Annotated in this window: 9 protein-coding genes; 8 read left to right on the forward strand and 1 reads right to left on the reverse strand. The window is 34.9% G+C overall.

What is annotated here, in order from left to right:
- The first annotated feature begins 118 nt into the window (after positions 1–118).
- From ilvN to J8H85_RS04260, 6 genes are all read left to right on the forward strand, one after another.
- Positions 119–658 carry an acetolactate synthase small subunit gene (ilvN, locus tag J8H85_RS04235; RefSeq protein WP_209652982.1) on the forward strand — a complete coding sequence of 180 codons (540 nt, stop codon included), beginning with the start codon at positions 119–121 and terminating at the stop codon, positions 656–658.
- An 8-nt stretch (positions 659–666) separates the two neighbouring features.
- A complete protein-coding gene (gene ilvC / locus J8H85_RS04240) occupies positions 667–2142 on the forward strand; it encodes a ketol-acid reductoisomerase (protein ID WP_209652985.1) in 1476 nt (491 codons plus the stop codon).
- A 57-nt stretch (positions 2143–2199) separates the two neighbouring features.
- The gene (gene ilvA / locus J8H85_RS04245) at positions 2200–3465 is read left to right on the forward strand and encodes a threonine ammonia-lyase IlvA (protein ID WP_209652987.1); all 1266 of its coding nucleotides are present in this window, start codon (positions 2200–2202) and stop codon (positions 3463–3465) included.
- 177 nt (positions 3466–3642) lie between these two features.
- Positions 3643–5235 carry an NADP-dependent glyceraldehyde-3-phosphate dehydrogenase gene (locus J8H85_RS04250; protein WP_209652989.1) on the forward strand — a complete coding sequence of 531 codons (1593 nt, stop codon included), beginning with the start codon at positions 3643–3645 and terminating at the stop codon, positions 5233–5235.
- Between the two features lie 214 nt (positions 5236–5449).
- Positions 5450–5965, forward strand: a complete 516-nt coding sequence (azu, locus tag J8H85_RS04255; RefSeq protein ID WP_209652991.1) for an azurin — start codon at positions 5450–5452, stop codon at positions 5963–5965.
- Between the two features lie 300 nt (positions 5966–6265).
- Positions 6266–8509, forward strand: a complete 2244-nt coding sequence (locus J8H85_RS04260) for a DUF7133 domain-containing protein (protein ID WP_209652993.1) — start codon at positions 6266–6268, stop codon at positions 8507–8509.
- 188 nt (positions 8510–8697) lie between these two features.
- Here the strand turns inward: J8H85_RS04260 and J8H85_RS04265 are convergent, their stop codons facing one another.
- Entirely contained in the window at positions 8698–11514 is a 2817-nt protein-coding gene (locus tag J8H85_RS04265; RefSeq protein WP_209652995.1) for a TonB-dependent receptor, read from the reverse strand.
- Positions 11515–11699: 185 nt separating this feature from the next.
- On the opposite strand from J8H85_RS04265, the gene J8H85_RS04270 reads away from it, so the two are divergent.
- Together J8H85_RS04270 and J8H85_RS04275 are read left to right on the forward strand one after the other, a co-directional pair.
- Positions 11700–12074, forward strand: coding sequence for a transmembrane 220 family protein (locus tag J8H85_RS04270; RefSeq protein ID WP_209652997.1), 375 nt, complete (start codon positions 11700–11702; stop codon positions 12072–12074).
- A 106-nt stretch (positions 12075–12180) separates the two neighbouring features.
- Positions 12181–13212: an AraC family transcriptional regulator gene (locus tag J8H85_RS04275; protein WP_209652999.1), complete on the forward strand. Its 1032-nt coding sequence runs from the start codon at positions 12181–12183 to the stop codon at positions 13210–13212.
- The last annotated feature ends 57 nt before the right edge of the window (positions 13213–13269 follow it).

A 13269-nucleotide genomic window follows, 5' to 3' on the forward strand; every position in this document is an offset into this window, starting at 1 on the left:
TTGAAGAATTAAGAACTTAGACAAAAGAATATAGAATAAAGAACCAAGAATAAAGAATCAAGAGCCTAGGATAAGTAAATCTTTTCTCTTTTTTCTCTCATCTTTTATCTTATTAAAAATGAACGAAGAAATAAAAACATTCACGATTTCAATTTATACCGAAAACAACATCGGTTTATTAAATCGTATATCCGCTATTTTTCAACGCAGGCATATAAATATTGAAAGCTTAACAACATCACAATCTGAAATTGATGGTGTAAATCGTTTTGTAATTGTGGTAAACATTACAGAATCTCAAGCTAAAAAAATTATAGGTCAGTTTGAAAAACAAGTTGAGGTTATAAAAGCATACTACCATAAAGATGAAGACACTATTTATACAGAGTCTTGTATGTTCAAAATAAAATCATCTTTATTATTTGAAGAACCTCAAATTCAAAATATAATTAAAGAAAGTAATGCTAGAATTGTTACCGTAAACAAAGAGTTTTTTGTGCTTGAAAAATCGGGTAGAAGAAACGAAATCGAATCGTTGCGAAGAGATTTAAATGTGTTTGGCATTATGCAATTTGTTCGTGCAGGACGTATTGCAGTAACAAAAGATGAAATGAAAGTAACCGAAGTGCTAATGGCCTTCAATAATCATAATAACTAAAATTAAAAATGGGAAATTATTTTAACACACTATCGTTAAGAGATAAATTAACTCAACTATCTAAGTGTAGATTTATGGACTCTTCAGAGTTTGAAGACGGTGTAAATGCTTTAAAAGGAAAGAAAATTGTAATTGTAGGATGTGGAGCGCAAGGGCTTAACCAAGGTTTGAACATGAGAGATTCTGGTTTAGATATTTCTTATGCTTTAAGAGCGCAAGCTATTGCTGAAAAACGTGCATCTTTTGTAAATGCAACAAATAATGGATTTACAGTTGGTACTTACGAAGAGTTAATTCCAACAGCAGATTTAGTGTTAAACTTAACACCAGATAAACAACATACAAGCGTTGTAAAAGCAGTAATGCCTTTAATGAAAAAAGGAGCAACGTTATCATATTCTCATGGTTTCAATATTGTAGAAGAAGGGACTCAAATCCGCGAAGATTTAACTGTTATTATGGTGGCGCCAAAATGTCCAGGAACCGAGGTAAGAGAAGAATATAAAAGAGGTTTTGGTGTGCCAACATTAATCGCGGTACACGAAGAAAACGATCCAGAAGGAAAAGGTTGGGCACAAGCAAAAGCGTATGCAGCTGCAACTGGTGGCGATAGAGCAGGTGTTTTGGCATCGTCTTTTATTGCTGAGGTGAAGTCTGATTTAATGGGTGAGCAAACCATTCTTTGTGGATTGTTACAAACAGGATCTATCCTTTGTTTCGATAAAATGATTGAAAAAGGAATTGATGCTGGTTATGCTTCAAAATTAATCCAATACGGTTGGGAAACTGTAACTGAAGGTCTTAAATATGGTGGTATTACCAACATGATGGATCGTCTTTCAAATCCAGCAAAAATTAAAGCGTTTGAACTTTCTGAAGAATTAAAAGATATCATGCGTCCATTGTTCCAAAAGCATATGGATGATATTATGGAAGGTCGTTTTTCTGGTGGTATGATGGCAGATTGGGCTAATGATGATAAAGATTTATTAGGATGGAGAGCTGCAACTGCTGAAACTGCTTTTGAAAAAACACCAGCTGGAAACGTTGAAATTTCAGAACAAGAATACTACGACAACGGTGTGTTAATGGTAGCTATGGTAAGAGCTGGTGTTGAATTAGCGTTTGAAGCTATGACCGATTCTGGAATCATCGATGCATCCGCATATTACGAATCGTTACACGAAACACCACTTATTGCAAATACTATTGCAAGACGTAAATTATACGAAATGAACTCTGTTATTTCTGATACAGCTGAATATGGGTGTTATTTATTCGACCACGCTTGTAAACCATTATTAGCAGATTTTATGAAGAAAATCGATACCGACGTAATTGGAAAAGCGTATGCAAAAGATAACGGAAAAGCGGTTGATAATGCTAAGTTAATTGCTGTAAATAAGGCATTAAGAGATCACCCAGTTGAAAAAGTAGGGTCTTTCTTAAGAGCGTCTATGACGGCTATGAAGCCAATAGTTTAAGGATAAAAAAAGACCTGCAAGATTTTTAAAACCTTGCAGGTCTAATCAATATTCATTATGAAAAAGGAAATACACACATATTTTCCTAGTATTAAAGATATAAAAGTAGCTGCCGATACCATTAAAAAGGTATCGGCAGTTACGCCTTTAAGCCCTAGCCTAAGATACTCTAAACAGTTTGACGCGCATATTCTTTTAAAGCGTGAAGACTTACAACAGGTGCGTTCGTATAAAATAAGAGGTGCTTACAATAAGATAAGTTCTCTTACTGCGGAAGAATCTCAAAATGGTGTGGTTTGTGCTAGTGCGGGTAACCATGCACAAGGGGTTGCCTTATCGTGCAAACTTTTAAAAATTAAAGGGTCTATTTATATGCCTGCACCAACGCCAAACCAAAAAGTGGAGCAGGTTAAAATGTTTGGAGAAGATTTTATTGAGATCAAACTTATTGGCGATACCTACGATGATGCATATCATGCGGCCATGTTGGAGTGCGACCAGTTAAAGAAAACCTTTATTCACCCTTTTAACGATGAGAAAGTTATTGAGGGGCAAGCAACCATAGCTTTGGAAATTTTAGAGCAAACCAAAAACCCCATAGATTATGTATTTATAGCTGTTGGTGGTGGTGGATTAGCTGCGGGTTTATCAACGGTTTTTAAAGAATTATCGCCAAACACCAAAATTATTGGCGTAGAGCCTGAAGGCGCACCTTCTATGTCGGTTTCCATAAAAAATAATAAAAATACCGAGTTGGATGTTATCGAAAAATTTATTGATGGCGCAGCGGTAAAACGTGTTGGCGACTTAACATTTCCTATATGTAAAGCCAATTTGCATGCTATGTTAACCGTTCCGGAAGGGAAAGTATGCGAAACCATTTTGGAATTATATAACAAAGATGCCATTGTGGTAGAACCAGCCGGAGCTTTAAGTATTTCGGCTTTGGATTTTTATGCTGAAGAAATAAAAGGTAAAAACGTGGTTTGCGTTGTGAGTGGAAGCAATAACGATATTACCCGTACCGCCGAAATAAAAGAACGCGCTTTACTTTACGCGAATTTAAAACACTATTTTATTGTGTTGTTTCCGCAACGAGCAGGGGCTTTAAAAGAATTTGTTGTTGATATTTTAGGTCCTAATGACGATATCACACATTTTCAATATACAAAGAAAACCAATCGTGAAAATGGTTCGGCAGTGGTAGGAATTCAATTGAAATCGGCATCGGATCTGGAACCATTAATAACTAGGATGAAACAACGTAATTTTTACGGCGATTATCTTAACAACAAACCCGATTTATTTCAATTTTTGGTTTAAACAAAAGGTGTTTTTTTTGAATTAATTGGCGAAAACGTTTGAGTTTTATGCATTTTCAGTACATGCAAATAGTATGTTAAGAATTTGATATTTCTTTAATCACGCATTTTGTTTTGATGGGCTTTGTGCCAAATTATAGGTATATTAGCAATAGCTATTAACATTATAATTTTGAATATGAGCACAACCTTTTTTGAAATTCCAGAACAATATAAAATACACACTTTATTACATCAAACAACCTATTTAACCAATGGGGAATTGATTGAATGGAAGGGTGAAACAGCCGAGGTGTATTCAACCATATCCTCAATTCCAGAATATAAACCAACACTGTTGGGAACAATTCCTCAATTGGGTGAAAAAGAAGCTTTGGAGGTGCTGAATTCCGCATTAACAGCTTACGATAAAGGTCAAGGTTTATGGCCAACAATGAAGGTGATTGACAGAATTGCTTGCATGGAAAAGTTTGTAGAGCAAATGAAAACCAGAAGAGAGGTTATTGTTAAACTTTTAATGTGGGAAATAGGTAAAAATCTACCCGATTCCCAAAAAGAGTTTGATAGAACAGTCGATTACATTTATGATACTATTGAAGCTTACAAACAAATAGATAGAGATTCTGCTAAGTTTGAAAAAAGTGATGGTGTCTATGCGCACATCCGAAGAGGGCCTTTAGGAGTTGTTTTATGTTTAGGACCATACAATTATCCGTTAAACGAAACATTCACATTACTTATCCCTGCGTTAATTATGGGGAATCCCGTTATTTTTAAGCCTGCAAAATTAGGGGTTTTATTAATTTCCCCATTATTGGAAGCCTTCCAAAATAGTTTTCCAAAAGGCGTAGTAAACGTTATTTATGGTCGTGGACGTGTTTTGGCAACCCCCATCATGCAATCTGGTAAAATAGATGTGTTGGCTTTAATTGGTAATAGCAAATCTGCAAATGCCTTACAAGCGCAGCATCCTAAAGGCAATAGATTGCGTATGGTACTAGGTTTAGAGGCGAAAAACCCTGCCATTGTACTGCCTGATGCCGATTTAGATTCAACTGTAGATGAATGTATTGCGGGAACCTTGTCGTTTAACGGGCAGCGTTGTACAGCGTTAAAAGTATTGTACGTTCACGAATCGGTTGTAGATGAATTTAACAAACGTTTTACAGCTAAAGTAGATGCCCTTAAATTTGGAAATCCTTGGGAATCTGGAGTAAAATTAACACCACTTCCAGAAGTAGAAAAACCAGCATATATAAAAGAATTAATTACAGATGCTTTAGAAAAAGGAGCCAAAGTTTTAAATGAAAAAGGAGGCGTTATAACCGATAATTTTATTTATCCAGCGGTTTTGTATCCTGTTCATACGGGTATGGATGTGTATAAGGAAGAACAATTTGGACCTGTCATTCCTGTCATTCCGTTTTCGGATATTGAAGAACCATTGCACGATATGGCGGAGTCTAACTATGGGCAACAGGTAAGCTTGTTTGGTAAAGATGTTAAAACTTTATCACCATTAATTGATACTTTAGTAAATTTAGTATGCCGTGTTAATTTGAACAGCTCATGTCAACGTGGTCCAGACGTTTACCCGTTTACTGGAAGAAAAGATTCTGCTTACGGTACATTGAGTGTGCATGATGCGTTGCGTTCATTTTCAATTAGAACCTTTGTGGCTTCAAAAGATAATGCCTACAACAATGCTATTTTAAAAGAACTATTGGATAAGAAAACATCTAACTTCATCAGTACCGATTATATTCTATAACATATTTAAAGAATACTAAATTTTCTGGTTAGTACATTTTTATTTAACTTTATTCAAAATCAAATTAAGGAGTAGTATTTTCTGCTCCTTATTTAGTGCAATATTTTTCACTGAAAAAAACTGCACTATTATTTTAGTATTGATAAGTATATTTGGATTTACTGTCAATGTATTGATATGTTAAAAATCAACTTAATTAAATAAAGTAATAAAAATGAAAATAGTAAAATTTGTGTCGTGCTTGGTTTTTTCTTGTTTTGTACTCATAGGATGTGGAGGAAAAGAAGAGAAAAAGAAAGAAGGTTTTACCTATGAGAAAACAGAAGAAGTAAAAAGTGTAAAAGAAGAATCGAATGTTGAAACAGTTGTTCTAGTAGGTACAGATTTAATGAAATTTGACAAGGCGGAAATAAGAGTTCCTGCCGGTAAAAAAATTAAACTAACCCTTAGGCATACAGGCAAGATGGATATTAATGTCATGGGGCATAACTTCGTGCTTTTGAAACAAGGCGTAGACATGGCTGCATTTGCTGGAAAAGCAGCGACTTCAAAAGATAATAACTATATACCAAAAGATGCGGAGCAAGATATTATTGCACACACCGATTTGATTGGAGGCGGACAAACAACATCTATAGAATTTGATGCGCCACCTGCAGGGACTTATGATTTTTTATGTAGCTTTCCTGCCCATTATATGATGATGAAGGGTAAATTTATTGTAGAGTAATATTCTAATAAACCCAAAAAGCGTTGTTTTTTTAAAGACAACGCTTTTTGTGTGTTTATAATTGAAATTATTCGTGTTTTAATTCTGTATGTTTTTTTAATATGTTATTTTGATATTGAACAGAATATCGGCATCAAATAAGCTGTTTTAGTTGAAACAACTTACCTAAACATGTTTATGAGACATATTTTATATAGTTAGAAGCATAGGTTATAGTCTTTGCTTTTTTATCGCATTTCAAAATGGATATTAATTAATATCTTGTATACTTAATATTTTTATAAAACTAAAATAATCTGAATGATGATTAAAAACATGTTACCTGTTTTTCTAGTGCTCTTATTTTTCTTCAATTGCCAAAAGAAAGAAAAAGAATATGTAGAAAAAATTTACGAAAAGCCTGAAATAGTAATGGAAGCTCCTTCAAATTTTCTTTCACCAGAAGAAAGTATGAAAACATTTTATTTGCCAGAAGGTTATAAGGTAGAATTAGTGGCAAGCGAACCCATGATAGACGAACCGGTAACTATTGCTTGGGATGGAAACGGGCGTATGTATGTTGCTGAAATGAACACCTACATGCAAGATGTTGATGGAACGGGTACCAACAGGTCTATAAGTAAAATAAAATTGCTAGAAGATACTGATGGCGATGGTAGAATGGATAAAAGCACCGTGTTTATTGATAGTCTTCTACTTCCAAGAATGATATTGCCTCTTGAAAATGAACTCATCGTAAATGAAACATTCTCGTATGATTTATGGAGTTATAAAGATACAGATGGTGATGGTGTAGCCGATAAAAAAGAACGCGTTTATTACAACCCTAACCGCCGTGGTGGAAATTTAGAACATCAACAAAGTGGTTTGTTATGGAATTTAGATAACTGGGTTTATACAACATATAACCCAATACGTTTTAAATTTCAGAAGAATAAAGTTATTGTAGATTCTTTAGAAAATATGCCTAGTGGTCAATGGGGTTTAACCCAAGATGATATGGGTATTATGTACTATTCTTCAGCAGGAAGTGAAAACCCAGCATATGGTTTTCAACAACCAGCTCCATATGGCGATTATAACCCAGAAGGCAGATTGTCAGAAGGGTTTATGGAGCCTTGGCCAGTAGTTGGAACACCTGATGTTCAAGGTGGCCCTGGTAGATTACGTCCAGATAATACATTAAACCATTTTACCGGTGTTGCAGGACAAGAAATATTTTTAGGAGATAAATTGCCACGATCAACTTATGGCGATTTATTTATTCCTGAGCCTGTTGGCAGACTTATCCGTCGTGCTAAAGTAAAAATTGAAGATGGTAAAAAAGTGCTGTACAATGCCTATGATCAAGCAGAGTTTATGGCATCAACCGATTTGAATTTCAGACCCATTCAAGCCAAAACAGGTCCTGATGGAGCTTTGTATATTGTAGATATGTATCGTGGTATCATTCAAGAAAGTAACTGGACTAAAAAAGGAAGTTCCCTTCGTCCTGTTATCATTCGCAAAGAATTGGATAAAAATATAGGTAAAGGACGTATTTACAGAATTGTTTATGAAGGCATAAAACCTGGAAAAAGACCAAATCTTTTAGGGAAGAAGGCTTCAGATTTAATTGAATATTTAGGGCATCCAAACGGATGGTACCGTAATACAGCGCAGAAATTAATCATTTTAAAAGATGATAAAAGTGTGATTCCAGAATTGAAAGATATAGCATCAGATAATAATTCTTGGTGGATTAAATTATTTGGAACTGATAATGATTTAGGAATTCAACGCGTTCATGCACTTTGGACCTTGGAAGGTTTAGGAGTGGTAGATAAGGTACTTATAAAAGAAAAGTTTTTAGATGAAGATGCAAGGGTTCGTTTAACAGCCATTCGTTTAAGCGAGAAGTTTTTAAAAGCAGGTGATACCGACATTTTTCCTGATTTAGAAAAATTAGTCTCTGATGCTTCTTTAGAGGTTGCAAATCAGTTAGCTTTAAGTTTGCGCTACAGTAAAGATAAAAAAGCGACCGATATACTTAATAAAATTAAGGCGAAATATGAAAACAATGAAATTGTATCGCATTCTGTAACAGAAAGTTTAAAGAAAGACGATTCAAGATTGGCGCAATTAAAAAAACGTATAGCGGGTAGAGGATTAGGAGAGAAGCAGAGTATTCTTAGAGGTTACGACTCCTATAATCAACTTTGTATTACCTGTCATGGTGTTGATTTAAAAGGTGTTCCGCTTGGTGAAGGAGCACTAGTAGCGCCTTCGCTAATAGGTAGTCCTAGAGTTGTTGGTGATGACTTAGGCAAGTTAAGTAAGATATTATTAAATGGACTTATTGGTCCTGTTGATGGTGTTGATTATGGTATTATGATGCCGCTTAAGGCAAATGATGACCAATGGATTGCAGATGTACTTACCTATGTAAGAGCTATGAATGATGTAGGTGGCGTTCATAAAAAGTTTGTTAGAAACGCCCGCGCACAATCAAAAGACAGAGAAGATTACTGGACCTTGAAAGAGTTAGAAAAAGAAAAGAAATAGTTGTTTAACTTTGATTGCCAGTAATTAGTGTCAGGTCGAGCGCAGTCGAGATCTAATTATTCGGATAACCTCTTAAATACGCTATTGCTGAGATCAGATAAAGAAATCATTAAATTTAATAAGCATAAAAAAAAAGTTGGATTCTCATCCAACTTTTTTTTATACAATAGCTTTAAATGTTTTTAAACTTAAAACTTATAGTTCAATTGTAAAAGTGCTGCTCTAGGTAAAATAGGCACAACTACAAAGCTAGCATCTGGATTCGCTTCAATGAATTCAGACGTCGCTCCATTGGCGTTGGCACCAAAAGAATTTGCTCCAAAAAAGTTTGCTAATCCATCAGAATTTAGGATGTTAGTGGCTAATATATTTGCAGATAAGTGACTGTTTATTTTATAGCCAAGACCTGCATCAAAAACACTATATGCAGCTAATTGAAATGCATTGGCAACATTGCCTTCGCGTTTACCCATATAGCGCCATTTAATAAAAGAAGCCGTTTTGTTTTTGTTGTATTCAGCAATCACATTAAACATTAATTTAGGGTTGAAGGGTAGGGTGTTTCCAGAATAATCGGTAGTGCTATCATCACTTGTATCTACACTTCCAGCAGCATCGTAAATATTCCATTTTGTAGCTTTAGGATTTTGGATAACGCCATTAAATCGGAAAGCAAAATGTTCTAATGGTGAATAGACGCTTTCCCATTCCAAACCAATAGTTCTTGATGTGTTAAATTGAATAGGCGTGTAGAAGATGTTACTGGTATCATCATCAAACTCAAAATTAGTAACACCTATATTTTTAAGTTCACTCCAAAATAAGGTAGTGGTGAATGAAACGTCTTTAAAATTAGATTTCAATCCTAATTCAACTTGGTTAATATCCTGTACTTCGCCTTTTTTGTTGATTGGAACGTTTGCAAAATTATTGAAATAATAATTCAGTTCTGGGGCTTTGTGTCCTTTTGAGAAACGTCCAAATAATGCAGCATCATCTGTTATTTTATAATTAATTCCTGTAGAATAAGACACATAATTATAGTTGAAGTTAAAAGTATCTTGTTCACCAGTAGGCTGTAAAATGTTATTGTCGTAGGCCGTGTTTTCATCACCGTCCAAACCACCGGTTTGTGTGAATGGTGCAAACCTATCGTTGCTTCCTTTATGTTTAATGGTTTCAAAACGTACGCCCAAATCCAGCTGAAGGTTCTCTGAAAGCTTCCAACGGTCATTTACAAAAGTGGCCAATTGTGTAACATTAGCTCTGCTATTGGTAAAAAATAATCCACCATAATTACTCACGCCATAAGCATCAGACAAGGCCATAACGGGCTCTCCTGGGTTTTCTAAAGTAACTTGTAGCATTCTAGAGTTGTTTTCATAAGTAGAAAAAGCAAAACTTCCTTGTGTATAAACCAAAGTATCCGAAAAACCAGAAGCAATTCCAAAATTTAGATCATGGTTTTCCCATTCTTTCCTAAGGGTAAATTGCTGCATAAATTCGTCGGCATCATTATCCTTATACCAAGTAGAGGTGCCCATAACGGCATCATTAGGCAGTGTGCCGCTTGTTAAATATTGTGCAGGATCACCTGAAAAAATACCACTGTTATCTATTCTAGCAAGTTCATTTCCAGAATTGGCATCACGAAACACAATTTGTCCCACAGGAAAAGGATTTCCGTTACTCACTAAATAATAAACTGTAGGGTCGCTAATAGATACAAAGGCATTGCTTATTGAGGTTTGCCAATTAGCACTTTTTGAAGAAAACTTCATATTGTTTTTGAAAGACCAGTTGTTGCCTAAATCTTGAAAGATGTCGAAGCCAAAAGCTAAATCTTTGGCATCAACTCCTTGCGATGGGTCAAAACTGATGGTATTATCTAGGTTTCTTCCATCAGGAATGTTGGCATGAAACTCAGGCATCATTAAAACTGAAGAATTAAAATCCAGACCAAAAGCAGGTTTTGGATCGTTCCAGTTTGTTGCAGGCAACCCGGTGTATCTATTTGTATAATCGTTTAGATATTTTCCATATAGTTTAAAGTAGCCATTAGAGTTTTCTTTAATAACATTGAATTTAAACTGACCGCCTTTGCTAAAAGTGAAATCGGTATTTCTCGCGCCTTCATCAAGTCTGTAATGTCCGCCAGCATTAAAAAACCAGTTGTTTCCTAAGGCGCCACCTAAAACACCATCCACTCGGTATAATGGGTTGCCTTCTCCTTGAATACCGCTTTGCAATTGTATTTCACCATTTAGGTTTTCAGTGCTATTCCTAGAAATAAAATTGTAAACGCCACCAGGAGCATTCATAGCTGTAATGGAAGCGCTTCCGCCTCGTAATGCTTCCACCTTTGAGGTTGTTAAATCTGTACGGTGAAAAAGATCAGATCCATAATAAGAGTGTTGTACCAAGCTAACTGGCAAACCATCTTCTTGTAACGATACATAATACCAACCCATATCGTCTTCGGCTGCAGCCGAAACACCTCGAGTATAAACTCTGGTGAATACTTCACCCGCAGAAGCATCAGCAAAAGTACCCGGAATATTTTGAAGTAAATTGGCAGTGCCTTGTGGATAAACCTGTTGAATGTCTTTTTTGTTCAACGTGCTAATAGATGTATTGGATTCCAGTTGGGGTCTAGGGTTAAAAGTGCCCGTTACAACTACAGTGTGTAGGTTTAACAAGTCGGTTTGTAAAGTGTATGAAAACGTTTTATTGTTTGAATCAACCTTAATGGGAGTTTCAATGGTTTTATACCCCAAATGTGAAACAGTCAATTTATAATCGCCTGTTGGGACATTAAGAATGCTAAAATTACCATTTATATCGGTAGTGCTGTATAAATTTGAAGGTGTATTTAGTACAATGGCTGCACCTTCAATGGGGTTATTGTTGCTGTCTTTTATTGTTCCGCCAATAGATGTTTGGGCACAGATAGACATGGTGTTGACCATTACCAAAAGGTAAATGAAAAACTTTATTTTGCTCATAATAAATAGGGTGAATTTTTGTGGTTTATTTAAATGAGAGCAAATTTAAAAAATATATTTTCAAAACTGTTTATATAAAACCACTGAAAGCGTTTAAACATAGTGTTGCTAAATTTATAGATGATGTATATGTTAAAAGTTTATATTGATTTATTTTTGAAATCTTATACTAAAAATGTCTAGTTATGATAAAAGCGTCATTATCTAAATCAAAAAAAATAACAAACAGTGTACTTTTTATATTGTTTACTCTTTTTGCGGTTATTCAATTGAACGACCCAGATCCCATGCATTGGTTTTTAATTTATATGGGTGTTGCTGTTATTTCTTTGGGGTCTAATTTCATTACCATTCCTAAAGCAATTATTGTTTTGATTATTTTAGGACTTCTTGTTTACGCAGCCATGCATTTTATGTTTTTAATAGATTGGTTACAGACTGAAAATAAATCTGAAATTTTAGGGGAAATGGTTTATGAGAAACCATACTTAGAAGGGTCTAGAGAATTTTTAGGTTTATTAATAGCGGTTGGCGCTTTGCTTTATCAATTAAAACGTTAAACATGTGTTTTGTAATGAATTGCTTCTGAATAACAGAGGCTTTACGGACACTTGAAATTGCTAAAAAATATGTAATTTGCAAAGTGAAATAATTCAAACAATTTTAGTGAAAGCAAATAAAAAAAAGATTGAGCCTTATAAGGCTGATGGCATTGTTTATCATGCCGATACTTGTTTGCCATTAACTGATGCTTTTAAGCGAAAAAAAATAAAATTTAAAGCACTTGCGAGACATACATATCCGGGTGATCGATTGGATGATAATACATTAGGGCTTAATAGTATAGGGTATTGGGATGCTAATGGAGCTCAAGATTGGGGTTTGGATTGGCATAGAAATGAAGGGATTGAATTCCATTTTTTAGAATCTGGTAGCATGCCTTATGCTCAAGAAGGTAAAGAAGTGGTGCTAACGCCCAACCACCTTACCATTACCCGTCCTTGGGAAGCACACAAAGTGGGAAACCCGAACATTGGAATGGGTAAATTTTATTGGGTTATTATCGATTTAGGTGTGCGTAGGCCACATCAAGATTGGGTTTGGCCCGATTGGATTACTTTAACACCACAAGATTTAGCAAGACTTACCACAATTTTAAGGCATAACGAAAAGTCTATTTTAAAAACGAACCCAAGTATTAAAGATTGCTTTTCTCAACTCAATAAAGCGATTAATACAGATGAAAAAGGAAGCAGTGCTTCTAAAATAAGAGTTCTTATAAATTCCTTGCTTGTTAATTTACTCGATTTATTAGACACGAACGATATTGTTTTAAATGAATCGTTAACAGATAGCTCCAGAAGTGTTCGGTTTTTTCTAAAAGAACTTGAAAATAACCTTTCGGAACAATGGACTATTGAATTAATGGCCCAATCTGCCGGCGTGGGATTAACCCGATTTACATACCATTGCAAGCAAATTACAAATCTAACCCCCATGCGCTATTTAGCAATGAAACGGTTGGAGATGTCTAAAAAAATATTTCAAGAGGATAAAGATTTAACGATTGCAGAAGTTGCTTACATGTGTGGTTTTACCTCTAGCCAATATTTTGCCACGGTATTCAAAAAGCATGAAAAATGTTCGCCTAACGAATATAGAATGAAATGCGAAGTGCATAATTTAGAATTGGTTTAGCGTATTTTTTGTTGTTTAATATTTTTCACTGAATAAAAATAAACGGTTTTTTTATTC

The sequence above is a fragment of the Mariniflexile gromovii genome, assembly GCF_017814435.1.
In the GTDB taxonomy this organism is placed as follows: domain Bacteria; phylum Bacteroidota; class Bacteroidia; order Flavobacteriales; family Flavobacteriaceae; genus Mariniflexile; species Mariniflexile gromovii.

Excerpts from the sequence above, each read along its gene's own strand:
- J8H85_RS04250 (WP_209652989.1), top strand. The coding sequence starts at position 3,643 with ATGAGCACAACCTTTTTTGAAATTCCAGAACAATATAAAATACACACT.
- ilvA (WP_209652987.1), top strand. The coding sequence starts at position 2,200 with ATGAAAAAGGAAATACACACATATTTTCCTAGTATTAAAGATATAAAA.
- ilvN (WP_209652982.1), top strand. The coding sequence starts at position 119 with ATGAACGAAGAAATAAAAACATTCACGATTTCAATTTATACCGAAAAC.
- J8H85_RS04270 (WP_209652997.1), top strand. The coding sequence starts at position 11,700 with ATGATAAAAGCGTCATTATCTAAATCAAAAAAAATAACAAACAGTGTA.
- ilvC (WP_209652985.1), top strand. The coding sequence starts at position 667 with ATGGGAAATTATTTTAACACACTATCGTTAAGAGATAAATTAACTCAA.
- J8H85_RS04265 (WP_209652995.1), bottom strand. The coding sequence starts at position 11,514 with ATGAGCAAAATAAAGTTTTTCATTTACCTTTTGGTAATGGTCAACACC.
- azu (WP_209652991.1), top strand. The coding sequence starts at position 5,450 with ATGAAAATAGTAAAATTTGTGTCGTGCTTGGTTTTTTCTTGTTTTGTA.
- J8H85_RS04260 (WP_209652993.1), top strand. The coding sequence starts at position 6,266 with ATGATGATTAAAAACATGTTACCTGTTTTTCTAGTGCTCTTATTTTTC.